General features: G+C 71.5%; 24 protein-coding genes. 17 read left to right on the top strand and 7 right to left on the bottom strand.

The window, feature by feature from the left end:
• Positions 1-137 precede the first annotated feature (137 nt).
• Positions 138-1,367, top strand: coding sequence for a family 10 glycosylhydrolase (locus tag AB0D85_RS11680; RefSeq protein WP_362317340.1), 1,230 nt, complete (start codon positions 138-140; stop codon positions 1,365-1,367).
• Positions 1,368-1,394: 27 nt separating this feature from the next.
• Here the strand turns inward: AB0D85_RS11680 and AB0D85_RS11685 are convergent, their stop codons facing one another.
• Both AB0D85_RS11685 and AB0D85_RS11690 read right to left on the bottom strand, forming a co-directional pair.
• Positions 1,395-1,595 carry a DUF1918 domain-containing protein gene (locus AB0D85_RS11685; protein ID WP_362317342.1) on the bottom strand — a complete coding sequence of 67 codons (201 nt, stop codon included), beginning with the start codon at positions 1,593-1,595 and terminating at the stop codon, positions 1,395-1,397.
• A 13-nt stretch (positions 1,596-1,608) separates the two neighbouring features.
• Positions 1,609-2,592 (bottom strand): DMT family transporter, encoded by a 984-nt coding sequence (locus tag AB0D85_RS11690; protein ID WP_362317345.1) that lies wholly within the window; start codon positions 2,590-2,592, stop codon positions 1,609-1,611.
• Here AB0D85_RS11690 and AB0D85_RS11695 point away from each other — a divergent pair.
• From AB0D85_RS11695 to AB0D85_RS11705, 3 genes are all read left to right on the top strand, one after another.
• The gene (locus tag AB0D85_RS11695; RefSeq protein WP_362317348.1) at positions 2,591-4,036 is read left to right on the top strand and encodes a PLP-dependent aminotransferase family protein; all 1,446 of its coding nucleotides are present in this window, start codon (positions 2,591-2,593) and stop codon (positions 4,034-4,036) included. The genes AB0D85_RS11690 and AB0D85_RS11695 overlap by 2 nt on opposite strands.
• A gap of 43 nt (positions 4,037-4,079) precedes the next feature.
• Complete coding sequence (locus AB0D85_RS11700) at positions 4,080-4,526, top strand: GNAT family N-acetyltransferase (protein WP_362317351.1); 447 nt, start codon at positions 4,080-4,082, stop codon at positions 4,524-4,526.
• Between the two features lie 116 nt (positions 4,527-4,642).
• Entirely contained in the window at positions 4,643-5,236 is a 594-nt protein-coding gene (locus AB0D85_RS11705; RefSeq protein ID WP_362317354.1) for a histidine phosphatase family protein, read from the top strand.
• A 169-nt stretch (positions 5,237-5,405) separates the two neighbouring features.
• Here the strand turns inward: AB0D85_RS11705 and AB0D85_RS11710 are convergent, their stop codons facing one another.
• Together AB0D85_RS11710 and AB0D85_RS11715 are read right to left on the bottom strand one after the other, a co-directional pair.
• Positions 5,406-5,858, bottom strand: coding sequence for a DUF6314 family protein (locus AB0D85_RS11710; protein WP_362317996.1), 453 nt, complete (start codon positions 5,856-5,858; stop codon positions 5,406-5,408).
• Between the two features lie 20 nt (positions 5,859-5,878).
• Positions 5,879-6,040 carry a hypothetical protein gene (locus AB0D85_RS11715; protein ID WP_362317357.1) on the bottom strand — a complete coding sequence of 54 codons (162 nt, stop codon included), beginning with the start codon at positions 6,038-6,040 and terminating at the stop codon, positions 5,879-5,881.
• A 132-nt stretch (positions 6,041-6,172) separates the two neighbouring features.
• On the opposite strand from AB0D85_RS11715, the gene AB0D85_RS11720 reads away from it, so the two are divergent.
• Entirely contained in the window at positions 6,173-8,659 is a 2,487-nt protein-coding gene (locus AB0D85_RS11720; protein ID WP_362317360.1) for an alpha-L-arabinofuranosidase C-terminal domain-containing protein, read from the top strand.
• Here the strand turns inward: AB0D85_RS11720 and AB0D85_RS11725 are convergent.
• The 3 genes from AB0D85_RS11725 to AB0D85_RS11735 all read right to left on the bottom strand — a co-directional run bounded on the left by AB0D85_RS11725 (position 8,646) and on the right by AB0D85_RS11735 (position 11,118).
• A complete protein-coding gene (locus tag AB0D85_RS11725; RefSeq protein WP_362317363.1) occupies positions 8,646-9,080 on the bottom strand; it encodes a carboxymuconolactone decarboxylase family protein in 435 nt (144 codons plus the stop codon). The two genes, AB0D85_RS11720 and AB0D85_RS11725, sit on opposite strands and share 14 nt — an antisense overlap.
• 83 nt (positions 9,081-9,163) lie before the next feature.
• Positions 9,164-10,150: an aminoglycoside phosphotransferase family protein gene (locus AB0D85_RS11730; RefSeq protein WP_362317366.1), complete on the bottom strand. Its 987-nt coding sequence runs from the start codon at positions 10,148-10,150 to the stop codon at positions 9,164-9,166.
• A 59-nt stretch (positions 10,151-10,209) separates the two neighbouring features.
• Positions 10,210-11,118 carry a LysR family transcriptional regulator gene (locus AB0D85_RS11735; protein ID WP_362317368.1) on the bottom strand — a complete coding sequence of 303 codons (909 nt, stop codon included), beginning with the start codon at positions 11,116-11,118 and terminating at the stop codon, positions 10,210-10,212.
• An 81-nt stretch (positions 11,119-11,199) separates the two neighbouring features.
• Between AB0D85_RS11735 and AB0D85_RS11740 the strand changes: the two genes are divergently transcribed.
• From AB0D85_RS11740 to AB0D85_RS11795, 12 genes are all read left to right on the top strand, one after another.
• A complete protein-coding gene (locus AB0D85_RS11740; protein WP_362317371.1) occupies positions 11,200-12,114 on the top strand; it encodes a DMT family transporter in 915 nt (304 codons plus the stop codon).
• Between the two features lie 226 nt (positions 12,115-12,340).
• Complete coding sequence (locus tag AB0D85_RS11745) at positions 12,341-14,965, top strand: YfhO family protein (RefSeq protein ID WP_362317374.1); 2,625 nt, start codon at positions 12,341-12,343, stop codon at positions 14,963-14,965.
• 23 nt (positions 14,966-14,988) lie between these two features.
• Positions 14,989-15,963: a glycosyltransferase family 2 protein gene (locus tag AB0D85_RS11750; protein ID WP_362317377.1), complete on the top strand. Its 975-nt coding sequence runs from the start codon at positions 14,989-14,991 to the stop codon at positions 15,961-15,963.
• Positions 15,963-16,388, top strand: coding sequence for a GtrA family protein (locus AB0D85_RS11755; RefSeq protein ID WP_362317380.1), 426 nt, complete (start codon positions 15,963-15,965; stop codon positions 16,386-16,388). Before AB0D85_RS11750 ends, AB0D85_RS11755 begins: the two co-directional genes overlap by 1 nt.
• A gap of 219 nt (positions 16,389-16,607) precedes the next feature.
• Positions 16,608-16,775: a hypothetical protein gene (locus tag AB0D85_RS11760; protein WP_362317383.1), complete on the top strand. Its 168-nt coding sequence runs from the start codon at positions 16,608-16,610 to the stop codon at positions 16,773-16,775.
• 45 nt (positions 16,776-16,820) lie between these two features.
• Positions 16,821-17,849 (top strand): N-acetyl-gamma-glutamyl-phosphate reductase, encoded by a 1,029-nt coding sequence (gene argC, locus AB0D85_RS11765; protein WP_362317386.1) that lies wholly within the window; start codon positions 16,821-16,823, stop codon positions 17,847-17,849.
• Positions 17,846-18,997 (top strand): bifunctional glutamate N-acetyltransferase/amino-acid acetyltransferase ArgJ, encoded by a 1,152-nt coding sequence (gene argJ / locus AB0D85_RS11770; RefSeq protein WP_362317389.1) that lies wholly within the window; start codon positions 17,846-17,848, stop codon positions 18,995-18,997. The genes argC and argJ overlap by 4 nt, the downstream gene beginning before the upstream one ends.
• Complete coding sequence (argB, locus tag AB0D85_RS11775; protein ID WP_362317392.1) at positions 18,994-19,896, top strand: acetylglutamate kinase; 903 nt, start codon at positions 18,994-18,996, stop codon at positions 19,894-19,896. The genes argJ and argB overlap by 4 nt, the downstream gene beginning before the upstream one ends.
• On the top strand, positions 19,893-21,089 hold the full coding sequence (locus AB0D85_RS11780) for an acetylornithine transaminase (protein ID WP_362317395.1): 1,197 nt from the start codon (positions 19,893-19,895) through the stop codon (positions 21,087-21,089). Before argB ends, AB0D85_RS11780 begins: the two co-directional genes overlap by 4 nt.
• Positions 21,090-21,096: 7 nt before the next feature.
• Positions 21,097-21,642 (top strand): arginine repressor, encoded by a 546-nt coding sequence (locus tag AB0D85_RS11785; RefSeq protein WP_362317398.1) that lies wholly within the window; start codon positions 21,097-21,099, stop codon positions 21,640-21,642.
• A 292-nt stretch (positions 21,643-21,934) separates the two neighbouring features.
• Complete coding sequence (locus tag AB0D85_RS11790; protein WP_362317401.1) at positions 21,935-22,522, top strand: sigma-70 family RNA polymerase sigma factor; 588 nt, start codon at positions 21,935-21,937, stop codon at positions 22,520-22,522.
• Positions 22,512-23,267, top strand: a complete 756-nt coding sequence (locus AB0D85_RS11795) for a zf-HC2 domain-containing protein (protein WP_362317404.1) — start codon at positions 22,512-22,514, stop codon at positions 23,265-23,267. The genes AB0D85_RS11790 and AB0D85_RS11795 overlap by 11 nt, the downstream gene beginning before the upstream one ends.
• The last annotated feature ends 22 nt before the right edge of the window (positions 23,268-23,289 follow it).

Here is a 23,289-nt window from a genome sequence, read left to right on the forward strand (position 1 = left end):
ATCCGGTGCCTGCTCCGTTCGTGCACGTTACCCGTAAGTATCGATGATCGATCGTCCGGGTGGGGCATCCTGGCCGCGGACGAAGATCCGTCAGGGTGCGGATCCCCCAGGATCCCCGAGCGTAAGAGGGTCTCACGATGGCAGGAGTGTCTCGCAGGGCATTCGCGTTGGCGGCGCTGTCGACGCTGACACTGGCTACGCCGGGGGCCGAGGCCGCACCGGCACGGTCGCGCCGGGCGGTCACCGAGATGCGGGGCATGTGGCTGGCGACCGTCTCCAACCGTGACTGGCCCTCCCGCACCGGCCTGACGGCCGCCGAGCAGCGCAAGGAACTGACCGCCCTGCTCGACAAGGCGGTCGACTACCGGCTCAACGCCGTGATGTTCCAGGTACGGCCCACCGCCGACGCGTTCTGGCCCTCGCCCTACGAGCCCTGGTCGCAGTACCTCACGGGCACCCAGGGCAAGGACCCCGGCTGGGACCCGCTGGGCGTGGCCGTCGAGGAGGCGCACGCCCGGGGACTGCAACTGCACGCCTGGTTCAACCCGTACCGGATCGCCAACAACACCGACCCGGGCAAGCTGGTCGCCTCGCATCCCGCCCGCAAGCACCCGGAGTGGGTGGTGCCGTACGGCGGCAAGCTCTACTACAACCCGGGCATCCCGGCGGTCCGCGCCTTCGTGGAGCAGGCGATCCTGGACGCGGTCGCCAGGTACCCCGTGGACGCGGTCCACTTCGACGACTACTTCTACCCCTATCCGGTGGCCGGCCAGACCTTCGACGACGATGACGCCTACGACACCTACGGCGGCGCCTTCTCCTCGCGGGCGGCCTGGCGGCGGGACAACATCGACAAGCTGGTGACCGAGATCGCCGACGGGATCAGGGTGCTGCGGCCCGGCACCCGGTTCGGGGTCAGCCCGTTCGCGGTGTGGCGCAACGCCACCACCGACTCCCGGGGCTCCGACACCAGAGCGGGCGTCGAGACGTACGACGACCTCTACGCCGACACCCGGACCTGGGTGCAGAGGAACTGGATCGACTACATCGTCCCGCAGGCGTACTGGCAGATCGGCAACACGGCCGCCGACTACGCCAAGGTCGTCGACTGGTGGGCGGGCGTCGCCAAGGGGACCGGGACCCGGCTCTACATCGGTGAGGCGCTGTACCAGGCGGGCGCCGCCGACGCGCCCTCGGCCTGGCAGGACCCGGCCGAGCTGTCCCGGCATCTGACCCTGGCCGGCCAGTACGCACAGGTCGGCGGGCATGTGTACTTCGCGGCCAAGGACGTGGCCGCCGATCCGATCGGGGCGCTCTCGCGGGTGGTCGCCGACCACTACCGGCAGCCGGCGCTCCCGCCGGGCTGACCTGCGCGTGGCCGGCGACCCCGGCGCCTACTTCTGCGGGTGGGTCTCCCGGTGCCTGACCTGGCAGTCGGGGCCGGGGGACATGATGGCCTCGTGGCCGTCCTCGAAGCGGACCCGGTAGGGCGGGGTGCCCTCCGGTCCCAGCACCTTGACGATGGTGGACACATGGTCGTGCTGTCCGACCACCCTGCCGTGCTGGACAAGCTGGTCGCCCTCGGATGCACGCATCTCCAGGGCCTCCTCACGATCGCGATCGTTGGGTGACGGCGATGCACACGAGCACGGCGGCGGCCGTGAGAGGAGCGGCCGCGGAGAGGTGCTCGCCCAGCAGCAGCACCGACCACACCAGTGTGAGCAGCGGCTGGGCCAACTGCAACTGGCTGGCCTTCGGAATGCCCACGGCCGCCATGCCCCGGTACCAGACCACCAGCCCGAGGAACTGCGAGCCCGCCGCCACCCACAGCACCCCGAGCACACCGTGCGTGTTCCAGACGACCGGCTCGTACGACAGCGCGACCACGGCGGCCGGCACGGTGAGCGGCAGACAGAGCACCAGCGCCCAGCCGATGACCTGCCAGCCCGGCATGATCCGGGCCAGCCGGCCGCCCTCGGTGTAGCCGGCCGCGCACACCACCAGCGCGGCGAACAGATAGGCGTCGGCGGTCGTGAGCGCCCCGCCGCTCTGCGCGATCGTGAACGCCAGCACGGCCGCCGCGCCCGCGAGAGCCGCCGCCCAGAAGGTGCGGGACGGCCGGATGCCCATGCGCAGGGCCGAGAAGAGGGCGGTGGTCAGCGGCAGCAGGCCCACGACCACGGCGGCGTGCGAGGTGGTGGAGGTCTCCAGGGCGAGCGTGGTCAGCATCGGGAAGCCGAGCACGACCCCGGCCGCGACGACGGCCAGCCCCGCCCAGTGCCGGCGCTCGGGCAGCCGTACCCGGAGAAACAGCAGACAGCCGCCCGCCATGACCGCCGCCAGCACACTGCGCACCGCCACCAGCGCCCAGGGGCCGAAGCCCTCCAGGCCCCAGGCGGTGGCCGGGAAGGTGAGGGAGAAGGCGACCACACCGAGCGCGGCCTGCAGGGTGCCGAGCCGGTGGGAGGGAGCGGCAGGCGAGGTGCCGGAAGGGGAGGTGTCGGCCGGGGTAGTGCCGGTCGGGGAGGTGTCGGCCGGGGGAGTGCCGACCGCTATCGAAGTCGAGCGGATAGCGCTACTCTGTTCTCTCATGCAAGAGCGTAGCAGTGTCCTTGAACTGGCGGAACAGTTGCGGCGGGACCTCGACCGCTACTCAGCTGGCGGAAAGCTCCCGTCGAGCCGGGCGCTCGTCGAGCGGTTCCGGGTGAGCCCGGTGACGGTCTCCCGGGCGCTGGCGCAGCTGGTCGCCGAGGGCCTGGTCGTCACCCGGCCCGGTGCCGGCGCCTTCAAGGCCCGGCCGCGCTCCACGCCCGAGCCCATCGGGGACACCTCCTGGCAGGAGGTGGCGCTCAGCGCCGACGGCGCCCTCGACGTGGTCCCGCGCACGGTCGACGCGTCCGGGGTCACGGTGTGCCTCGCCGTCCCGCCGCCCGGTGTCCTGGAACTCAGCGGCGGCTATCTGCACGCCTCCCTGGAGCCGGAACGGGCGATGGCGGCGGCGCTGGCGCGGGCCGGCCGCCGTCCCGGCGCCTGGGGCCGGCCGCCCCTCGACGGACTGCCGGAGCTGCGCGAATGGTTCGCCCGCGAGATCGGCGGCGCCGTCACCGCGGCCGAGGTACTGATCGCGAACGGCGGGCAGTCCGCCCTGGCCACCGCCCTGCGCGCGCTCGCCCCGCCCGGCGCCCCGGTCCTCGTCGAGTCCCCGACCTACCCCGGCATGCTCGCCATCGCCCGCGCCGCGGGACTGCGCCCCGTCCCGGTCCCCGTCGACCCCGACGGGGTCAGACCCGAACTGCTCGCCGACGCCTTCCGGGCCACCGGCGCCCGGGTGTTCGTCTGCCAGCCCCTCTTCCAGAACCCGACCGGCGCCGTCCTCGCCCCCGGTCGCCGCGCCGAGGTGCTCCGCATCGCCCGCGAGGCCGGCGCGTTCGTGATCGAGGACGACTACGTACGACGGCTGGTCCACGCGGACGCGGGCCCGCTGCCCCGCCCGCTCGCCGCCGACGACCCCGACGGAGTCGTCGTCCACGTCGTCTCACTGACCAAGGCCACCTCACCGAGCTTCCGGGTGAGCGCCCTGGCCGCCCGCGGCCCGGTCCTCGAACGCCTCCGCGCCATCCAGATCGTCGACACCTTCTTCGTCCCCCGCCCCCTCCAGGAGGCCGCCCTCGAACTCGTCGGCTCCCCGGCCTGGCCCCGTCATCTGCGGGCCCTGTCGGCAGCGCTGAAGAACCGCCGCGACACCCTGACCGGCGCCCTTGCCCACCAGCTCCCCGAACTCGCGATCCCGCACATCCCGTCCGGCGGCTACCACCTCTGGCTCCGCCTCCCCGAAGGCACCGACGACACGGTCCTGACCGCCGCCGCCCTGCGCGCGGGCGTCGCCGTCACCCCCGGCCGCCCCTACTTCAGCGCCGAACCCCCGGCCGCCCACGTCCGCCTGAGCTTCGCGGCCGTCGCGGGGGCGGGGGAGATCACCGAGGGGGTACGACGACTGCGGGCGGCCTGCGACGAGGTGCTGCGGCCCAGACCGTGAAAACCGATCGACGCCCGCGCCCCCGACCGGCGAGGATCCCCGCATGAGCGACACACCCGGCCTCCCCGAGGGCTACGAGTTCTCCGCCGACACCGACCGCGTGGACGTCGAGCGCGTCCACGCCTGGCTGTCGACCGACGCCTACTGGGCGACCGGCCGTCCGCTGGAGAAGCACCGGCGGGCGATGGCGAGCTCGATCAACTGCGGGGTCTACGACACCGTCACCGGGGAGCAGGTGGCCTACGCGCGTGTGGTGACCGACCAGGCGCTGTTCGCCTGGCTCGCCGACGTGTACGTCGACCGGTCGGTGCGCGGCAAGGGCGTCGGCACGGCGCTGGTCGGGGCGATCCGCGAGCACCTGCGGCCGTACGGACTGCGGCGCGTGCTGCTGGCCACCGACGACGCCCACGGGGTCTACCGGAAGCTCGGGTTCGCCCCGCTCGAACAGCCGGACAAGTGGATGGCGCTGTACTACACGTCACCCGAGTGACATTCGGGCCGACTTGTCGGACACCTCCTGACCATTGAGTAACGTTTCCTCCAGCTCGGACAACTCACCACCCCACAGCCCTTGACCTGCGCACATGAGCGTCACACCATCGCCGCATGTCACTTCGGGTCACGTTCGTCGCAGCCGCGCGCAGCTCACCGCTGCTCGCGGAGCGCTTCGAGGACCACCTCCCGCTGGACAGGGAAGGCTGGCAGGAGGTGCAGCGCGTCGCCCCTGAGCTGCTGCCCCTCGCGGCGGCCGAGCTGCGCTACTGCTCACCGACCCCGCGCAGCCGTGCGACCGGCGAGGGCCTGGGGTACGCCCCGCTGGTCCAGCTCGCCCTGCGCGACTGCGACATGGGCCGCTGGCGCGGGCTGACCCTGGGCGAGGCGATGGCCAGGGAGCCGGACCAGGTGGACGCCTGGCTCGCCGACCCGCGTGCCACCCCGCACGGCGGCGAGTCGCTGCTGGCGTTCATCTCCCGGGTCGGCAGCTGGCTCGACACCCGCCCGGTGGGCGACGGCGGCCGGATCGTCGCGGTGGCCGAGCCCTCGGTGATCCGCGCCGCCCTCGTCTACGCCCTCAAGGCGCCGCCCTCGATCTACTGGAACATCGACGTACGCCCGCTGTCGACGACCACGGTGACGGGCATCGCCGGCCGCTGGAACCTGCGCTTCGACACGCCCACGGCACAGGCCCCGCGCACCTGAGCGCTCCGCCGGGAGCGCCGCGACATGCCGTCGGCGGTCTGCGGCGCCGGTGCGGTTGGTCGCGCCCACTCGGCGGCAGCCGCACATCGGTTCAGCCCCGTGCACGTAGTCGGTCGTCTGCGGCGCGGGTGTGGCTGGTCGCGCAGTTCCCCGCGCCCCTTCGGGGCGCTCAGTCGGGGTCGGCCTCGCGCGCGTAGTCGGTCGTCAGGACCAGGTCCTTCGTCGGGCCGCCGACCCGCCACACCGTCCGCCAGTGGTCGGCGTCCCGGACGGTGAACTCGCCCCGGTAGAGGTCGGCCGCACAGGGGTGGTCGGCGACATACCGTCCCGTCGTCAGATCCAGGTCGTGGAAGGGCCGTCCGTCGGCGAACCGCACGTCCGCCGTTCCCGGCCGCGCGCCGGGCAGGAACCGCAGCGTGCGCTCGGCGGGCCGGGCCACGCCCTGCCAGGTGAACGTCCCCGATTCCTCGTGCAGCAGCCCGCCCCCGGCCAGCGGCCGGAACACCGTGATGCCCTCGAACCGCCCCTCGTCCCCGCCCGCCAGATCGCGCACGGTCCGCTCGAGACGCCACCGCCCGGCGAGATGGGCCAGCACGTCCGCCACGGGCCAGAGGCCGTCCACGGGCCGGAAGTCGTCCATGCTCACCCCTTCTTCGGCCGGGGCGTGCCGGTCGGCGCCTTGCGCTCCGCCTGTTGCCGGATCTCGTGGTGCGCGGCATGGCCGGTCGCCCGGAACGCCTCCTCGTACGCGGCCAGCGCCCCGCCCAGCCCGCCACCCGCCGCACCCCGCTGCTGGATGTACATCCCTCGACCCTACGCCCGCCCCATTGACGCGCTCATGGCGTGTACATATCTTGCCGTTCGAAGTGCTGACCGCTGTCCGATATTTCGAATAAGCAACTCCTGAGCAACTCCTTCACGAGCCGCGGAGTATCCATGTCACGCACCACCCGCACCCGGCTGAGACTCGGCCTTGGAGCAAGCGCTTTCCTGCTGGCCGCAGGTCTCGTCCCGGCCCCCGCCCACGCCGAGGACACCACCGACTACTCGATCAGCGTCGACCCGGCCGCCCAGGGCGCCAAGATCGACAAGACGATGTACGGCGTCTTCTTCGAGGACATCAACCGCGCCGCCGACGGCGGCCTGTACGCGGAGCTGGTCCAGAACCGGTCCTTCGAGTACACGACCGACGACAACAAGTCGTACACCCCGCTCACCGCGTGGACGGTCACCGGCACCGCCCAGGTCGTCGACGACTCCGGCCGCCTGAACGACCGCAACCGCAACTACCTGTCCCTGGGCGCCGGTTCGTCCGTCACCAACTCCGGCTACAACACCGGCATCCGGGTCGAGGACGGCAAGAAGTACGACTTCTCGGTCTGGGCCCGCGCGGACGCCGGCACGACCCTCACCGTCGGCCTCTCCGACGCCGGCGGCACCCTCGCCACCGCCCGCCAGGTGGCCGTGAAGAAGAACGGCTGGGCCAGGTACCGGGCGACCTTCACCGCGACCCGCACCAGCTCCACCGGCCGCCTCACCGTGGCCAGTTCGGACGCCGCCGCGCTCGACATGGTCTCCCTCTTCCCGCGTGACACCTACAAGCACGAGCCCAACGGCCTGCGCAAGGACCTCGCCGAGAAGATCGCCGCCCTGCACCCGGGCTTCGTCCGCTTCCCGGGCGGCTGCCTGGTCAACACCGGTTCCATGCAGGACTACAGCGAGGCCTCCGGCTACCAGCGCAAGCGGTCGTACCAGTGGAAGGACACGATCGGCCCGGTCGAGACCCGCGCCACCAACGCCAACTTCTGGGGCTACAACCAGAGTTACGGTCTCGGCTACTACGAGTACTTCCGCTTCGCCGAGGACATCGGCGCGATGCCGCTGCCCGTCGTCCCCGCTCTCGTCACCGGCTGCGGCCAGAACAAGGCCGTCGACGACGACGCGCTGCTCAAGCGGCACATCCAGGACACCCTCGATCTCATCGAGTTCGCCAACGGCCCGGCGACGTCGACCTGGGGCAAGGTGCGCGCCGGGATGGGCCACCCCAAGCCCTTCCACCTCACCCACATCGAGGTCGGCAACGAGGAGAACCTGCCCACCGAGTTCTTCGCCCGCTTCACGCAGTTCCGCACGGCCATCCAGGCGAAGTACCCGTACATGCAGGTCATCTCCAACTCCGGCCCGGACGACGCCGGTACGACCTTCGACACGGCCTGGCAGCTCAACAAGGACGCCAAGGTCGACATGGTCGACGAGCACTACTACAACAGCCCGCAGTGGTTCCTGCAGAACAACGACCGCTACGACTCCTACGACAGGAGCGGTCCGAAGGTCTTCGTCGGCGAGTACGCCTCCGGCGGCAACACCTTCAAGAACGGCCTCGCCGAGGCCGCCTACATGACCGGCCTCGAACGCAACGCGGACGTCGTCAAACTCGCCTCCTACGCCCCGCTGTTCGCCAACGAGGACTACGTGCAGTGGCGCCCGGACCTGGTCTGGTTCAACAACCACGCCTCCTGGGACTCGGCGAACTACGAGGTCCAGAAGCTGTTCATGAACAACGTCGGCGACCGGGTGGTCCCGAGCACCGCCACCACCACACCGAACGTCAGCGGCCCCATCAGCGGTGCCGTCGGCCTGTCGACCTGGAACACCAGCGCCGCCTACGACGACGTCAAGGTCACCGACGCCGACGGGAACACCCTGCTCAGCGACGACTTCTCCGGCGACGCCACGCAGTGGACGCACACGGGCGGCGGCAGCTGGGCGATCCAGGACGGGCAGTACGTCGAGACCTCCGACACCGCCGAGAACACCATGGTCCAGGCCGGCGACACCAACTGGCACGACTACGACCTGCATGTGAAGGCCACCAAGAAGTCCGGCAAGGAGGGCTTCCTCGTCGCCTTCGGCGTCAAGGACACCGGCAACTACTACTGGTGGAACATCGGCGGCTGGAACAACACCCAGACCGCCGTCGAGCAGGCCGTGGACGGCGGCAAGTCCACGCTGATCGCCAAGGCCGGATCGGTCGAGACCGGCCGTGCCTACGACGTCGACATCAAGGTGCGGGGCCGGCAGGTGACCCTGTACCTCGACGGGCAGGAATGGGGCAGCTTCGCCGACAACAAGCCGGCCGAGCCGTTCCGGCAGGTCGTCACCAGGGACAAGAAGACCGGTGACCTGATCGTCAAGGTCGTCAACGCCCAGTCGGCCGCGGCCCGTACGGCGATCGACCTCGGCGGCGCCAAGGTCGCGAAGAAGGCGAGGGTGACCACGCTCGCGGCGGCGCAGGACGCGGTGAACACCGAGACGTCCACCGCGGTCGCCCCGGTCACGTCCACCTTCACCGGGGTCGCCGACAGGTTCACCTACACCTTCCCGGCGAACTCGATCACCTTCCTGCGGATCAGGCAGAAGTAGCGTCCCGCGTGGGCTGCTGTCCGACCGGCAGCAGCCCACGCTCGGCGAACACCTTCTTCGCTACGAACGTGGCGTTGAGGGCCTTCGGGAAGCCGCAGTACCCGGCGGAGTGCAGCAGGGCCTCGACGATCTGTTCGGGAGTGAGGCCCACGTTGAGCGCCGCGTTGATGTGCACCTCGAGCTGCGGCTCGCAGCCGCCCAGCGCGGTGAGCATGCCCAGCGTCACCAACTGCCGGTCCCTGGGCGCCAGTTCGGGGCGGGCGTAGATCTCGCCGAAGCCCCAGGAGACGATCTGGTGGGCCAGCTCGGGGCTGATGTCGGCCAGCGAGTCGATGACCCGCTGCCCGGCCTCACCGTCGACCTTCCTCAGAACCCCCAGTCCGTGGGCGAAACGCTCTTCGCGGGTGGTGTTCTCGCTCATGTCGGCTCCTCCGTTCTCCTCGGAATCGGGCACGGCGAGAACGCTAGGAGGTGGAGTGCGCTCCAGGTCAAGTGGCCGCGCGGTCACCCCAGTTCGCGCAGTGCGGCGACCCGTTCGCCCAGGAAGCCGCGGCCCCAGCCGGCACGCTCGGCGTCGTAGCCCCGGGGCGCGCACTCCACCACCAGGATCAGGCCCAGGTAGAGGCCGTACAGCGCGAGGCGGTGGCGCAGGGCCGGGGTGAAGTCGAGGCGGCCGCCGGCCGCGAGGTATCCCGCCACCAGGTCGCTGTCCGGGCCGATGTCCCCGCCGAACTCCAGGGAGACCAGTTCGGCGGCCGGGTCGCCCCAGAAGGCCCGTTCGTGGTCGATGAGGCCGGTGATCCGGGCCCCGTCGCCCCGGTCGTCGACGAAGATGTTGCCCGGCCACAGGTCGAAGTGGACCAGGCGGGGCTCGGTGACCTCGTCCAGCGCCTGGCCGCCCTCGGCCACCAGGGTCCGGACAGCGGCGGCGGGCACCCCGAGGTCGGATCCCCAGTGTTCCGCGTCCTCCAGGAGGGCCTCCACCATGGCCGTGAAGGCGGTGCGCCAGTCGGCCGCGGACAGGCCGGCCTCGGGCGCCGGATAGCCGAACCGGCCGTCCTCGGCGGTCAGGGTGTGCAGCCGGGCGGTGATCGCGCCCAGTTCGCGGCGCAGCGCCGACGCCGAGGTGTGCGGGAGCTGCTCGGCCGCCTTGTCCCACGGGGTGCCCTCCAGGACGGAGACGGCGAGGAAGTCGTCGCCGGAGTGCAGCAGCGCCGGGGCCGGCACCGCTCCGTCGGCCAGGGACGCGAGCCGCCGGTAGACCATGACCTCGGTCGCCATGATGCCCCGCTCGTACCTCAGCACCGGTGCCCCGGCGGGCGGGGCGAGCTTCACCACGGCCGTGCGTCCGTCGTCGAAGCGCACGCGATAGGCGGTGTTGAACCAGCCGTCGGTCAGCTCCGCCTCCAGCCGGCATCCGAGTCCCGTCGCCGCGCGGAGGAGGGCGTCGAGTTCGGCGGCGGACAGCCGGCGCTTGGTCAGGCTCTGCATGAGGTGACTCGCTCTCGTCCGGGGCAGCTTGGGAGCGCTCCCGAACATACGGGACCGACTCAGGCATGACCCCTGCTTCGGATGATCTCCGCGGCCTCCAGCAGTCCGGAGAGCACGGTCCGCACCGCCCTGCGCGCCGCGCGCTCGGGGCGGTGGAGCACGTCGACGTGGCGGTGGGCCTCGATGCCGGTGAGCGGTCTGAGGGTGACGCCGGGGTGGGGGCGGGACGTCCAGCGGGGCATCAGGGCGACTCCGCCGCCCGCGGCGACCACCTCGGCGACCACCGTGATCTCGTTGACCCGGTGGACGATGTCGACCCGGCGGCCGGCCGCGGCGGAGACGGCCTCGACGGTCGCGAGGAGCGGGAAGCCGTCGTGCACGCTGATCCAGGGCTGATCGGCGACGTCCTGCGCGGTCAGGGCGGACCGCGCGGCCAGCGGGTGGCCGACGGGCAGGGCGATGTCGAGGGGTTCGCGCAGCAGCGGGGTGGCCGTGGCGGTCCGCGGCCAGGGCGGGGCGTGGTCGAGGCGGTGGGCGATGACCAGGTCGTAGGTGCGGGTCAGGGGCGGGAAGCCGGTCTGGGCCACGTCCTCGTCGTGGAGGGCGAGCCGAGGGGACCCCGGCGCTGCCGACCGTCGTAGCAGCAGCGGATAGAACGCGGCGGCCCCGCTGTGGAAGGCCGCCACCGACACCGTGCCGTCGGGCTGCTCGACGTACTCGTCGATGGTGTGGCGGGCCCGGGCCAGTGCCGTCTCCACCCCGATCGCCGCGTCGGCCAGGGCCTGCCCGGCCGCGGTGAGCACCAGCCGGCGGCCGGCGCGCTCGGTGAGGGGGACCGGGATCGAGCGCTGCAGCAGGCGCAGCTGCTGCGAGATCGCCGAGGGCGTCACCCGCAGCGCCTCCGCGACAGCCGTTACGCTGCCCAGTTCGCCCAGCTCCCGCAGGACGCGCAGCTGCCGTTCGTCCACGGCCCGAGTGTAGCTTCACTACAAGGTTGGTTGAGCAAGTCGTCGTTTACTTCACAGTCCCGGCCGTGGATCGTGAACGGCATGCCGACCCACCGTCGTACCGATGCGGTGCTCCTGGTCGTCGCCGTCGTCTGGGGCTCCAGCTATCTGGCGGCGAAGACGGCCACGGACACCCTCCCCGTACTGACCGTCCTCTTCCTGCGGTACGCCATCGCCGCACTCGCCTGCGCCGCCGCCCTGCGCGGACTCGGTTCCCTCACCCGGGACGAGAAGGCCTACGGCTCCCTGCTCGGCCTCACCCAGGCCGCCGTCCTCGTCCTGGAGACGTACGGTGTCGCCCGCACCAGCGCCGGGAACGCGGGCCTGATCATCAGCCTCACCCTCGTCCTCACCCCGGTCATGGACCGCGTGGGACGCCGGGGCGGACTGCCGGGGCGGTTCCACCTCGCCGCCGGGGTGTGCCTGACGGGTGTCGCCCTGCTCGTGTCCGGCAACGGGCTGCGCGCCCCCGGAACCGGCGATCTGCTGATACTGGCGGCCGCGGTGGTACGGGCGGGCCATGTGGTGCTGGTCGGGCGGGTGACCGCGGCCCGCGAGCTGCGCCCCTTCCGGCTGACGGCCGTACAGACCGCCGTGGGCGCGGTCCTCTTCCTCGTGCCCGCGGCGCCCGCGCTGCCGGCGCTCGCCTCGACCGGCGCCGCCACCTGGGCCGAGCTCCTCTACCTGGCCCTCTTCTGCGGCCTGTTCGCGTTCCTCGCCCAGACCTGGGCCGTCCAGCGCACCTCCGCGACCCGGGCCAGTCTGCTGCTGGGCACCGAGCCGGTGTGGGCCCTGCTGGCCGGCGTCGGCCTCGGCGGCGAACACCTCACCGCGCTCTCCGTGCTCGGCGCCACGCTGATCGTCGCCGGAACATACTGGGGCCAAGCCGTCGAACGCGCCCATCGCGCCCTTCCTGCGACGCCTGCCCGCGCGATGTCCGCCGAAGGTGCCCGATAGGTCCCCGACGGGCCCCTGAAAGGCTTGTTAACCTGCCCATCATGTCCAGGAAATCTTTCGTTTCCTTTTCCGCCGCCAATTCTTTCCCAAAGGGCACGCGCATTCGGAATTAGGCCTATTACTTCACAGCCGAGGCACAACCAACCTGGAGCCCTACCCGTCTAAGTCGGCGAAACACCGACCTGCGGGGAGTAACACCCCCGTTTTTCTCTGGGGGCCGCACAGAATGAATCGCACAACCCTGACCGGGCGCGAACAGGGGGTGAAACCGGTAAGGGGCGAAGGGCGGGAAGCCGGTCCCGTGAGACGGCCGAAAGCCGATTCGAGAGGGGCGGCCGCTCTGCTCGCGGCGCTCCTCACCGCCGTCGCGTTCTGCACGGCCGACGCGGTGGCCCGCAGCTACCCCTTCGGCTCGAACACCCGCAACGTCAACGACCTGGGCAACCAGTACGTGCCCTTCCACGCCCACCTGTGGGACCTGCTGCACGGCAGGGCCGACGGCGGCCTCCTGATCAACTGGCAGTCCGGCTACGGCTCCAGCTTCCTGCCCGACATCGGCACCTACCTCAGCAGCCCGTTCGCCCTGCTGGTCGGGGTGTTCCCGCGCCATGAGATCGACCTCGCGGTGTACGTGATCACCGTGCTGAAGACGGCGACCGCCGGAGCCGCCATGGCCTGGCTGCTGCTCAGCCTGCGCCGGGGCCGCTGGTGGGCGGCCGGCCTCCTGGGCGCCTCCTACGCCCTGTGCGGCTGGAGCCTCGCCCTCGCCTCCTTCAACCCGATGTGGCTCGACGGCCTGATCGCACTGCCGCTGCTCTGCCTGGTCGGCGAGTGGGTGCTGGCCGGACGCCGTCCGCTGCTCGGGGTGCTGATCGTGGCGCTCGCCTGGATCGCCAACTTCTACACCGCCTACATGGCCACCCTCGGCGCCGCCCTGGTGCTGCTGCTCCGGCTGGTGCTCGCCGAACTGCCCTGGCGGCGCGCCCTGGCGGTCCTGGGCCGGGCGGCGGTGACCGTCGGGCTCGGGATCGGCCTGGCCGCGCCGCTGGTGATCGTCGTGTACTCCGGGACCAAGCACGCCTACCCCGGCCGCGAGGGCCACTTCGCCCCGGTCGGCACCGAGGACCTGCTCGCCCGGCTGCTGCCGACCACCTACAGCTACGGCTCCCCGGCCCTCTACGTCGGCATCACCGCACTGGTGCTCGCCCTCGCCCTGCCGTTCCACCGGGCGGTACCGGTCCGGGTCCGGGCCGGCTGGACGGTACTGGTGCTCGCGGTGGCGCTCTCCCTCCAGTGGGCGCCGACCAGCCTGGCCTGGCACGCCTTCGCCGTCCCGAACGGCAGCTCCTACCGCCAGGCCTTCGTGCTCTGCGCCCTGCTGGTGATGGCGGCCTGGCAGGCACTGGCCCACGGCCTGCCGGACTGGCGGGCGCTGGGCGCGGCGGCCCTGCTGCTGGCCCTGATCGGCGCGGTCGCCAGCCGCAGCACCCTGACCCAGCAGCACAACCACCACACCTGGACGGTGGTCCTGCTCGCCGTCGCGGGCGCCCTGGGCGGACTCGCCCTGCTCAGCCTCAGGAACGGCGGGCCCGTACTGGTCGGACTCGCCGCGCTGCTGCTGATCGGCGCACAGTTCGGCGAGGCCGCCGCCACCTCCGCCGTCGCCACCCGTATGCGCCTGAACCAGATGGACGACTACGCCCCCTGGGGCGACCGCCAGCAGCGGGAGGCGGACGCCGTCGCCCAGGCCGACGCCTGGCCGAAGTACCGCACCGAACCCGGCCGCGACCAGACCGTCGGCAACGACCCGATGATGGTCGGCGGCCAGGGCTCCCAGTACTACAGCAGCCTCACCGCCGACGTCCTCAGCCGCACCATGACCGCGCTCGGCGACGGCTGGACCTCGCGCGGCCGCAGCCTGCAGAGCCTCGACAACCCCGTCACCGACGCGGTCTTCGCGGTCGGCGCCCGGGTGCACAACCCGCCGGACCCGCACCAGAAATGGCTGCCCCAGGGCGGCGGCCCGTCGACCGTCACCCGCGAGGACGTCCCGCCGCTGGTGACCGTGCGGGCCACCACCGCCGGCAGCACGACCCCCGCCGCCTTCGGCCCCTCGCCGTACCGCAACCAGGAACTGCTGCTCGGTGCCCGCGTCTACACCCTGCCCCGTACCACCCTCAGCGGTGCGCGGAAGGGCGACGAGGTGCGGGGCCTGCTGGTCGACGGCCCGCAGACGGTCACCGCGCAGTGCCGGGCCGGGAGTTCGGTCTTCCTGTGGGCGCCGCAGTACTCCGGTACCGCACAACTCGCCGCCGGCGGCGAGCGGAAGCTGTTCCGGTCCGACGCCGACGGCACGAAGATCGCCGCGATGCAGCCGCTCGGCACGGCGCGCGCCTCCGGGCAGGTAAGGATCGAGCTGAAGCCCAACCGGCTGAGCCGGGTTCCGGCACAGGGCGCGGTCGGCTGCCTCGACACGGCGAAACTCCGGGACGCCGTGGGGCAGTTGAAGTCCACCGGCGCGACCCAAGTGACCGTCTCCGACGGCACGCTGCACGCCAAGCTCCCCGCCGGCAGCAAGGGAACCGCCGTCGTGGCCGCCCCCCGCATCGCCGGCTGGCGCTGCTCCGCCGGCGGCGACGAGGTGGCGGCGGGCGAGTTCTACGGCCTGATCGCCGTCCCGCTGGGCGCCTCCGCCACCAGCCTCACCTGCACGTTCCACCCGCCCGGCCTGCGCCTGGGCACAGCCGTCGGCGGCGTCTCGCTGCTGACCCTGATCCTGCTCGGCACCGTCCCGGCCGTACGCCGCAGAATCGCCGCCCGCTCCGGCGAGCGCACGACCGCCGCTCACTGACCCGTCCCCAGGGGGAGAAACCCATGCTGATATCGATCGTCGCGCCCTGCTACAACGAGGAAGACGTCATCGAACGCTTCCACGAGCAGGTCCAGAAGATCGCCAACGAACTCCTGCCGCTGGGCCACGACATGGAGTTCGTGTACGTCGACGACGGCAGCCGCGACCGGACGCTGCACCTCCTCAGCCAGATCGCCGAGGGCGACTCGCGCGTCCGGTACGTCTCCTTCAGCCGCAACTTCGGCAAGGAGTCGGCCCTGCTCGCCGGCCTGAAGCACGCGACCGGCGACGCCGTGATCGTCATGGACGCCGACCTCCAGCACCCGCCGGAGCTCATCAAGCGCATGGTCGAACTGCGCGGCGAGGGCTACGACCAGGTCATCGCCAAGCGCACCCGGCAGGGCGACCGCTTCACCCGCACCCTCACCGCCCGCCTCTACTACCGGCTCATCAACCGGATGGTCGACGTCGAACTCGTCGACGGCGTGGGCGACTTCCGGCTGATGTCGCGCCGGGTCGTGGACGCCGTCGTGAACCTCACCGAGTACAACCGCTTCTCCAAGGGCCTGTTCGCCTGGGTCGGCTTCCCCAGCACCACCTTCGAGTACGAGAACGCGGTGCGCGAACACGGCACCAGCTCCTGGTCGTTCCGCAGCCTGCTCAACTACGGCCTGGACGGGCTGCTCTCCTTCAACAACCGTCCGCTGCGCGCCGCGCTCTACCTCGGCATGACCCTGCTGGCGCTCGCGGGCGCGTACACGGCGTGGATCGTGGGAGCCACGATGATCAACGGCGTCCAGACGCCCGGCTATGTCACCATCATTACAGCCGTCACCGCCCTGGCCGGTGTCCAGATGATCATGCTCGGGGTCATCGGGGAGTACACCGGCCGGATCTACTACGAGGTCAAGGGGCGTCCGCACTTCCTGGTGAAGGCGACGAACGTGGATCGTACGGAAGACCGCACCCGCGGCACGACGAAGGACCTCATCCCCTGATGCCGAACGCCCTGTCGACCGCTTCGTCGACCACCGGACCCACTCGCCCGATATCGGGGCAGATCATCACCTTCGCGGCGGTGGGTGTCGTCAATACGGCGACGTACTACGGGCTTTACTTGTTTTTTCTGATGTATTTGCCTTACCTCGCGGCGCACATTATCTCGTTCACGCTGAGCATGATCGGCTCGTTTTTTCTCAATGCGAAGTTCACCTACCGGACGCGTCCCACCTGGCGGAAATTCCTGCTCTTCCCGCTGACCAACGCGACGAATTTCGTGATCACGACGGTGGGGGTGTACGTGATCGTCGACATGCTGCACGTGGGGAGCAAGTTCGCCCCGCTGATGGCGTCGGCGGCGGCGATTCCGGTCACCTTCGTGGTGTCGCGATGGGTGATGCTGCCGAAGGTGGACGCGGCGTAGGCAGGGCGACGACGGCATCGATCGCGGACCGGATCTCCCCGTCCGCCAGGAACGCGCGGTGGTCCCGGTGCGGCGACAGCCACCGGTCGAGTCCCCGTACCGTGCGCGCCGAGCCCGTCCGCCCTGGAGAAGTGCGTCCTGCCCGTCGCCGGCGGTGACGACTCCTTCGGTCTCTTCGGCTACGCGCTGCACGCGATCGCCCGGATCGGCTGCGTCGCCGTGGTCCATGACCTGTCGGACGCGGGCGGCGCAGGGCAGGGCCGCCGGGCCGAAATCGCCCAGGAGGACGACGGGGCCACAAGGCCGGTCCTCGGACGGCAGCGCCTCGCCGAGGAACCGCAGCGCCGTGTCGTGGTCGCCGCCGACGCCCCCGAATACATTGCATAAAAGTGCAAGGGAACGTATAGTCATGCCATCTGGAGGAGGATGGACATGGCGGTACGTGCGGCGGTGGCCGGAGCGAGCGGGTACGCGGGCGGAGAGGTCCTGCGGCTGCTCCTCGCGCACCCCGAGGTCGAGATCGGCACCCTGACCGGGAACTCCAACGCGGGCCAGCGCCTGGGCGCGCTCCAGCCGCACCTGCTGCCGCTGGCCGGCCGAGTCCTCGCGGAGACGACCGCCGAGACCCTCGCCGGGCACGACGTCGTCTTCCTCGCGCTCCCGCACGGGCAGTCCGCCGCCGTCGCCGAGCAGCTCGGCCCGGACGTCCTCGTCGTCGACATGGGCGCCGACTTCCGCCTCCAGGACCCGGCCGACTGGGAGCGCTTCTACGGCTCCCCGCACGCCGGCACCTGGCCCTACGGCCTCCCCGAACTGCCGGGTGCCCGCGCCGCGCTGGAGGGGTCCAAGCGCATCGCGGTACCCGGTTGCTACCCCACCGCCGTCTCGCTCGCCCTCTACCCGGCCTACACCACCGGGATCGCCGAGCCCGAGGCGCTGATCGTCGCCGCGTCCGGTACCTCCGGCGCGGGCAAGGCGCCCAAGCCGCACCTGCTGGGCAGCGAGGTCATGGGCTCCATGACCCCGTACGGCGTCGGCGGCGGCCACCGGCACACCCCCGAGATGATCCAGAACCTGAGCGGTGCGGCGGGGGAGCGGGTCGCCGTCTCCTTCACACCGACGCTCGCGCCGATGTCCCGGGGCATCCTCGCCACCTGCAGCGCCGCGGCGAAGGACGGGGTGACCGCCGAGACCGTCCGCGCCGCCTACGAGAAGGCCTACGCCGACGAGCCCTTCGTCCACCTCCTCCCCGAGGGCCAGTGGCCCGCGACGGCGTCCGTCCACGGTTCCAACGCCGTTCAGGTGCAGGTCGCGTACGACGAGGCCGTCGGCCGCATCATCGCGATCAGCGCCATCGACAACCTGACCAAGGGCACCGCCGGCGGTGCCGTCCAGAGCATGAACCTCGCCCTGGGTCTCGCCGAGACCACCGGGCTGACCACGATCGGAGTTGCGCCGTGAGCGTGACGGCAGCGAAGGGATTCACGGCGGCGGGCATCGCCGCCGGGATCAAGGAGAACGGCAACCCGGACCTGGCCCTCGTGGTCAACACCGGGCCCCGCCGTGCCGCCGCGGGCGTCTTCACCTCCAACCGTGTGAAGGCCGCGCCCGTGCTGTGGTCCGAGCAGGTGCTCAAGAGCGGCCAGGTCTCGGCCGTCGTCCTCAACTCCGGCGGCGCCAACGCCTGTACGGGCCCCAAGGGCTTCCAGGACACCCACGCGACCGCGGAGAAGGTCGCCGAGGTGCTGGGGAGGGGCGCGATCGAGGTCGCCGTGTGCTCCACCGGGCTCATCGGTGTGCTGCTGCCCATGGACAAGCTGCTGCCCGGCGTCGAGACCGCCGCCGCCCAACTCTCCGAGCACGGCGGCGAGAAGGCCGCCATCGCCATCAAGACCACCGACACCGTGCACAAGACGTCCGTTGTCGCCAAGGACGGCTGGACCGTCGGCGGGATGGCGAAGGGCGCCGGCATGCTCGCGCCCGGCCTCGCCACCATGCTGGTCGTGATCACCACGGACGCGGCCGTCGAGAGCGACGTACTGGACCAGGCGCTGCGCGCCGCCACCCGGACCACCTTCGACCGCGTCGACTCCGACGGCTGCATGTCCACCAACGACACCGTGCTGCTGCTCGCCTCCGGCGCCTCCGAAGTCACCCCCGAGTACGCGGAGTTCGCCGAGGCCGTCCGCGCCGTCTGCGACGACCTCGGGCAGCAGCTGATCCGGGACGCCGAGGGCGCCAGCAAGGACATCAAGGTGGAGGTGGTCAACGCCGCCTCCGAGGACGACGCCGTCGAGGTGGGCCGCTCCATCGCCCGCAACAACCTCCTCAAGTGCGCCATCCACGGCGAGGACCCCAACTGGGGCCGCGTGCTCTCCGCCATCGGCACCACCAAGGCCGCCTTCGAGCCCGACCGGCTGAACGTCGCCATCAACGGCGTATGGGTCTGCAAGAACGGCGGGGTGGGCGAGGACCGCGAGAAGGTCGACATGCGCTACCGCGAGGTGCACATCGTCGCCGACCTCGCCGCCGGTGCCGAGACCGCCACCATCTGGACCAACGACCTCACCGCGGACTACGTCCACGAGAACAGCGCCTACTCGTCATGAGCACCACGCGTAAGCACACCGCGCTGCCCAAGGCCCAGACCCTCATCGAGGCGCTGCCCTGGCTGGTCCGTCACAACGGCAGGACCGTCGTGATCAAGTTCGGCGGCAACGCCATGATCGACGAGGACCTGAAGGCCGCCTTCGCCCAGGACGTCGTCTTCCTGCACCACGCCGGCCTCAAGCCCGTCGTCGTGCACGGCGGCGGCCCGCAGATCAGCGCCGCCCTCGACAAGCACGGCATCGTCAGCGAGTTCAAGGCCGGGCTGCGGGTCACCACCGAGGACGCCATGGACGTCGTACGGATGGTGCTCGCCGGGCAGGTCCAGCGCGAGCTGGTCAACCTGCTCAACCAGCACGGGCCGCTCGCCGTCGGACTGACCGGCGAGGACGCCCACACCATCACCGCCACCAAGCACCGGCCCGAGATCGACGGCGAGTTGATCGACATCGGGCGGGTGGGCGAGATCACCGCGATCGACACGGGCGCGATCGAGGCCCTGCTCGCCGACGGCCGGATCCCGGTCGTCTCCTCCATCGCCCGCTCCCAGGACGACGGACATGTCTACAACGTCAATGCTGATACGGCGGCTGCGGCACTCGCTGCTGCTCTGGACGCCGAGACCCTCATGGTCCTCACCGACGTCGAGGGCCTCTACGAGGACTGGCCGAACTCCGACGAGGTGATCAGCCGCCTCACCGCATCCCAACTGGAGAAGCTGCTCCCGGAGTTGAGCGCCGGCATGGTGCCGAAGATGGAGGGCTGCCTGCACGCCGTGCGCAACGGCGTGCAGACCGCCCGGGTCATCGACGGCCGGGTCCAGCACTCGATCCTGCTGGAGATCTTCACGAACGACGGCATCGGCACGATGGTCGTGCCGGACGCGGAGGGGGAGTCATGAGCAACCAGGAACTGACCACGCGCTGGCAGGGCGCGCTCATGAACAACTACGGCACCCCGCGCCTGCCCCTGGTGCGCGGCGAGGGCGTCAAGGTCTGGGACACCGAGGACCGGGAGTACCACGACTTCGTCGGCGGTATCGCCACCAACGCGCTCGGCCACGCCCACCCGGCGATCGTCGAGGCCGTGAGCACGCAGATCGCGTCCCTCGGGCACATCTCCAACTTCTTCATGGCCGAGCCCACCGTCGCCCTCGCCGAACGGCTGCTCCAGCTCTTCGGCCGGGAGGGCAGGGTCTTCTTCTGCAACTCCGGCGCGGAGGCCAACGAGGCCGCCTTCAAGATCGGCCGGCTCACCGGGCGGACCCACATGGTCGCCACCGACGGCGGCTTCCACGGCCGGACCATGGGCGCTCTCGCGCTCACCGGGCAGCCCGCCAAGCAGGACCCGTTCCGCCCGCTGCCCCCCGACGTCACCCACGTGCCCTACGGCGACGCGCAGGCCCTGGCCGCCGCGGTCACCGAGGACACCGCCCTGGTGATCATCGAGCCGATCCAGGGCGAGAACGGCGTGGTCGTACCCCCGCCCGGCTACCTCAAGGCGGCCCGCGCGATCACCGCCGCCACCGGCGCGCTGCTCGTCCTCGACGAGGTGCAGACCGGCACCGGCCGCACCGGCACCTGGTTCGCCTACCAGGCCCACGAGGGCGTGCTGCCCGATGTCGTCACCCTCGCCAAGCAGCTCGGCGGCGGGCTGCCGCTCGGCGCGACCGTGGCCTTCGGCCGGGCCGCCGAACTGCTCCAGCCCGGCCACCACGGCACCACCTTCGGCGGCAATCCGGTCGCCTGCGCCGCCGGCCTCGCCGTCCTCGACACCATCGAGAACGAGGGGTTGCTGGAGAACGTCAAGCGGCAGAGCGAGCGGTTGCGGGACGGGATCGAGGGTCTCGGCCACGGGTTGATCGATTATGTCCGGGGCGAAGGCCTCCTCCTGGGTATCGTGCTCACCGAGCCCCTGGCCGCACAGGTCCAGCAGGCGGCTCAGGAGGCCGGGTTCCTGGTGAACGCGCCCGCCCCCGACGTCGTACGGCTGATGCCGCCGCTGAACCTCCGCGACGTCGAGGCGGACGCGCTGCTGCAGGCGCTGCCCGGCATCCTCGACGCAGCGAACGGGGACGGACGATCCGGGGAATGAGACGACGATGAGTGAGGCGCAGGAGTTCGACCAGTCGGGCGGGGTGGGGCCCGCGGTGCCGCAGACCCGGACCGCCCGGCACCGCCGGATCGTGGACATCCTCAACCGGCAGCCGGTGCGGTCGCAGAGCCAGCTCGCCAAGCTGCTGGCCGACGACGGGCTCACGGTCACCCAGGCGACGCTCTCCCGGGACCTCGACGAGCTCAACGCGGTGAAGATCCGCAACACCGACGGCGAGCTGATCTACGCGGTCCCGAGCGAGGGCGGCTTCCGCACGCCCCGCGCGCCGCTGGGGGAGTCGGCGAAGGAGGAGCGGATGCGCCGCCTCTCCCAGGAGCTCCTGATCTCGGCGGAGGCGTCGGCGAACCTGGTCGTCCTGCGCACCCCGCCGGGCGCGGCCCAGTTCCTGGCCTCCGCCATCGACCAGGCCGAGCTGCACGACATCCTGGGCACCATCGCCGGCGACGACACGCTGCTGCTGATCAGCCGCGAGCCGACCGGCGGCCAGGCCCTCGCGGACCATCTGCTGCGCCTGGCCCAGAACGGGCACTGAGAGCCTGTGTCACATCCCCGGCCGGGCGCGCGGCGTCTGGCACGCACTCCCCCAGAGGGGGGACCCCCAGCGGCGTTGCCGAACCGCCCACGTGGCTCCGCCATGAGGGCGCTCCGGCGCCTTGCGATCGCACGCACCAGACGCCGCGCGCTGATCCGACCGGGGATGTGACACAGGCTCTGACCCGCATGCGGGGCCCGGCCCGCCGACGGAGAATGGACATGTGATCTTCCGCGGCGGGCGGGCAGGCGGGCGGGCAATCCCCTGGCGGCCGTCGAACGTATACAGGGGTGTGTCGGGATTCCGGTTCCCCGTCGGCCGCCTCCCGGACGAGGCTCTGCTGTCCGGGCTGGCCACCGGAGATCCGGAGCTCGCCGAGATCTTCGTACGAAGGTTCCAGCACCGGGTATTCGGGGTCGCCATGGCCGTCACCGGGGACCAGCAACTCGCCGAGGACGTTGCTCAGCAGACGTTCGAGCGTGCTTGGCGGCACGCCCAGATCTACGACTCGCGCCGTGGCTCGGTCGGGACCTGGCTGACGACCATCGCGCACAACCTCGCCGTCGACGCCGTCCGCGCCAGGCGGACGGAACCGATGGCCCCCGAGGACCTCGACCCGCTTCTCGACGTCGTCACCGAGACCCCCGAGCAGTGGGCGCTGGCCGACGAGGCCTCCTCCCAGCTCCGGGCCGCGCTGGCACGGCTGCCGCGGGAGCAGGCCAGGGCCCTGATGATGGCAGGTGTCTACGGTATGACGGCCCAGCAGATCGCCGAGGTGGAGAAGATCCCGCTGGGCACCGCCAAGACGCGGATCAGAGCGGCGATGGCGAAACTCCGCACCGCGCTCGCGTCTCCGAAGCGAGGCGACCATGTCCAGTGACGCGCACTGCGAGAAGCTGCGGGAGGTCGGCGCCGAGCTGGCGCTGGGCGTGCTCCCCGGCCGCGAGCGGGCCGAGGCCGTCGCGCATCTGGACGGGTGCGCGGACTGCCGGGAGTACGTCCGGCAACTGACCGGGATCGGCGACCGGCTGATCGGCCTGCTCCCGGACGCCGAGCCGCCGCCCGGCTTCGAGGCCAGGGTGGCGCGCAGCCTCGCCGAGCAGGCGGCGACGGCCCCCGAGGGGCAGCGGCCCGCCCGTGCCGCCCAGGGCCTGCGCAGCCGCGCCCGGCGGGCCCGGCTGCGGCTCGCCGCGGTGGCCACCGCCGTCGCCGTCGCCCTCGGCTTCGCCGGCTGGGCGATCGGCGGCGCCGTCGAGGGAGCCGTCACCGCCTCGCCGCGCGCCGTGGAGTCCGAGCCCATGCTGGTCGGCGACATGTTCCCGGCCGGGGGCGGGCAGCCCATCGGCGACGTCTACGCCCACCCCGGCAGCCCCGCCTGGATGTTCGTGTCCGTCGTCTTCCCCGGCACCCCCTACACCGGCAAGGTCACCTGCCTCCTCGAACACATCGACGGTACGACCACGCGCATCGGCGAGTTCCCCGTGCGCGAGGGACGCGGCCACTGGGGGGTGGCGGTCGCCGTCGACCTCACCCAGTACTCCGGTGCCCGCCTGACCTCGCCCCACGGCACCGTCGTCGCCACCGCCCAGCTGCAGAAGGGCAAGGTGGTGACGCCGGTGACGTGAACGCCCGACGGCGGCGGAACGG

Source organism: Streptomyces sp. NPDC048277, from assembly GCF_040652235.1.
Lineage (GTDB): Bacteria > Actinomycetota > Actinomycetes > Streptomycetales > Streptomycetaceae > Streptomyces.

Excerpts from the sequence above, each read along its gene's own strand:
- argC (WP_362317386.1), top strand. The coding sequence starts at position 16,821 with ATGGCGGTACGTGCGGCGGTGGCCGGAGCGAGCGGGTACGCGGGCGGA.
- AB0D85_RS11785 (WP_362317398.1), top strand. The coding sequence starts at position 21,097 with ATGAGTGAGGCGCAGGAGTTCGACCAGTCGGGCGGGGTGGGGCCCGCG.
- AB0D85_RS11750 (WP_362317377.1), top strand. The coding sequence starts at position 14,989 with ATGCTGATATCGATCGTCGCGCCCTGCTACAACGAGGAAGACGTCATC.
- AB0D85_RS11690 (WP_362317345.1), bottom strand. The coding sequence starts at position 2,592 with ATGAGAGAACAGAGTAGCGCTATCCGCTCGACTTCGATAGCGGTCGGC.
- AB0D85_RS11715 (WP_362317357.1), bottom strand. The coding sequence starts at position 6,040 with ATGTACATCCAGCAGCGGGGTGCGGCGGGTGGCGGGCTGGGCGGGGCG.
- AB0D85_RS11780 (WP_362317395.1), top strand. The coding sequence starts at position 19,893 with ATGAGCAACCAGGAACTGACCACGCGCTGGCAGGGCGCGCTCATGAAC.
- AB0D85_RS11695 (WP_362317348.1), top strand. The coding sequence starts at position 2,591 with ATGCAAGAGCGTAGCAGTGTCCTTGAACTGGCGGAACAGTTGCGGCGG.
- AB0D85_RS11795 (WP_362317404.1), top strand. The coding sequence starts at position 22,512 with ATGTCCAGTGACGCGCACTGCGAGAAGCTGCGGGAGGTCGGCGCCGAG.
- AB0D85_RS11725 (WP_362317363.1), bottom strand. The coding sequence starts at position 9,080 with ATGAGCGAGAACACCACCCGCGAAGAGCGTTTCGCCCACGGACTGGGG.
- AB0D85_RS11680 (WP_362317340.1), top strand. The coding sequence starts at position 138 with ATGGCAGGAGTGTCTCGCAGGGCATTCGCGTTGGCGGCGCTGTCGACG.
- argB (WP_362317392.1), top strand. The coding sequence starts at position 18,994 with ATGAGCACCACGCGTAAGCACACCGCGCTGCCCAAGGCCCAGACCCTC.
- AB0D85_RS11705 (WP_362317354.1), top strand. The coding sequence starts at position 4,643 with ATGTCACTTCGGGTCACGTTCGTCGCAGCCGCGCGCAGCTCACCGCTG.
- AB0D85_RS11745 (WP_362317374.1), top strand. The coding sequence starts at position 12,341 with ATGAATCGCACAACCCTGACCGGGCGCGAACAGGGGGTGAAACCGGTA.
- AB0D85_RS11700 (WP_362317351.1), top strand. The coding sequence starts at position 4,080 with ATGAGCGACACACCCGGCCTCCCCGAGGGCTACGAGTTCTCCGCCGAC.
- AB0D85_RS11755 (WP_362317380.1), top strand. The coding sequence starts at position 15,963 with ATGCCGAACGCCCTGTCGACCGCTTCGTCGACCACCGGACCCACTCGC.
- AB0D85_RS11740 (WP_362317371.1), top strand. The coding sequence starts at position 11,200 with ATGCCGACCCACCGTCGTACCGATGCGGTGCTCCTGGTCGTCGCCGTC.
- AB0D85_RS11730 (WP_362317366.1), bottom strand. The coding sequence starts at position 10,150 with ATGCAGAGCCTGACCAAGCGCCGGCTGTCCGCCGCCGAACTCGACGCC.
- AB0D85_RS11720 (WP_362317360.1), top strand. The coding sequence starts at position 6,173 with ATGTCACGCACCACCCGCACCCGGCTGAGACTCGGCCTTGGAGCAAGC.
- AB0D85_RS11685 (WP_362317342.1), bottom strand. The coding sequence starts at position 1,595 with ATGCGTGCATCCGAGGGCGACCAGCTTGTCCAGCACGGCAGGGTGGTC.